Source organism: Streptomyces sp. NPDC050703 (genome assembly GCF_040654435.1).
GTDB lineage: Bacteria > Actinomycetota > Actinomycetes > Streptomycetales > Streptomycetaceae > Streptomyces.
In genome coordinates this window covers 1-1,502 of the sequence record NZ_JBFAHX010000109.1, presented here as the reverse complement: position 1 = coordinate 1,502, position 1,502 = coordinate 1, and the positions used below count along the sequence as shown (strand labels likewise).

Here is a 1,502-nt window from a genome sequence, read left to right as displayed (position 1 = left end):
ACATCCCCGGTCCGGTACATCCGCTCACCCGAAGGACCATAGGGAGACGCCACGAACCGCTCCGCCGTCAACCCCGACCGACCCACATACCCACGCGCCAGACCCGAACCCACCACGTACAGCTCACCCGCTACACCCACAGGTACCGGACGCAACTCGCCGTCCAGGACGTACACCTGCGTATTGACGATCGGGGAACCGATACCGGTGCCGTCGCCAGGTGCCAGCGGCGCCGTCATCGTGGCGCACACCGTGGTTTCCGTGGGGCCGTAGGCGTTGATGAACCGGCGGCCCCGCGCCCAGCGATCGACCAGGTCTGTGTTCAGTGCCTCGCCCGCCGACACCAGCGTCGACACGGACGCCAGATCCTCCGTCGCCAGCACGGCGAGAACCGCGGGCGGCAGTGTCACATGGGTCACCTGGTGTCGCGCCACGACGTCGGCCAGTCCAGCGCCCGGCAGCAGCTCCTGCGCGTCGGACAGCACCAGCCGTGCGCCGGTTGACAGGGCCACCAGGACTTCCGACACCGCCGCGTCGAAGCTCACCGACGCGAACTGCAGCATCCGGCTGGTGGACTCCACCGCGAAGCGCTCCGCCTGAGCCGCCACAAGGCTCGCCACGCCGCCGTGCGACACGGCCACTCCCTTGGGCCGCCCCGTCGAGCCCGACGTATAGATGACGTAGGCCAGTTGCCCGGCTTCGCGAGCGGCTTCGGGGGTCGTTGTCGGACCCTCCGCAAGCGCACGCGCCACCTGCGCGGCATCCAGGTCCACGACGTGCGCTGTCGACGCCGGCAGTGCGCCTGCCGCGTCGCCACGTCCGACGACCACCCGTGCACCGCTGTCGGCGAGCATGAACTCAAGGCGATCCGACGGGTACTGCGGATCCAGTGGCACATACGCCGCGCCGGCCTTCAGCACGGCCAGCAGCGTGACGACCAGATCCACGCCTCGCGGCAGGAAGACCCCCACCACCGACTCGGCGCCCACACCCAGACCTCGCAGGTAATGCGCGAGACGATTCGCCTCAGCGTCCAAGCCCGCGTACGTCAGCTCGACTTCGCCGTACGTCACCGCGACGGCGTCCGGAGTGCGAGCCACCTGAGCCTGGAACATCTCAGGTGCCGACTGCTCGGGCAGCTCGGTCGTGGTGTCGTTCCAGTCGTCGAGGATGCGGTTCTGTTCGGTCTCGTCGAGGATGTCGACCGCCGACAGGGAACCGCCCAGGTCGTTCTCCAGCGCGGCGACGAGGTTGTCCAGGCAGGTGTGCAGCAGTCGGCACACGGCCTCGCCGTCCACCGGCCCCACCGCGTCCACACTCAGCCCGAACCGGGAGCCCAGGTCGTCCACCGACACAGCCACGGGGTAGTTCGTCACCTCGCGCACGGACACCGTGCGGATGCCCCGCGGGGCGGTGTCCTCGGCCGTGCGGGGCCTCGCGTCCGGCCGCTGGCTGTGCCGGAAGTTGAACAGTGAGGTGAACAGCGGGCTGCTGCCCTGGAT

The 1,502-nt window shown here is 69.4% G+C and carries 1 protein-coding gene; it reads right to left on the bottom strand.

The window, feature by feature from the left end; translation table 11 throughout:
• A partial coding sequence (locus tag AB0I16_RS35775; protein ID WP_363253859.1) for an amino acid adenylation domain-containing protein occupies positions 1-1,502 on the bottom strand: 1,502 nt, incomplete at both ends.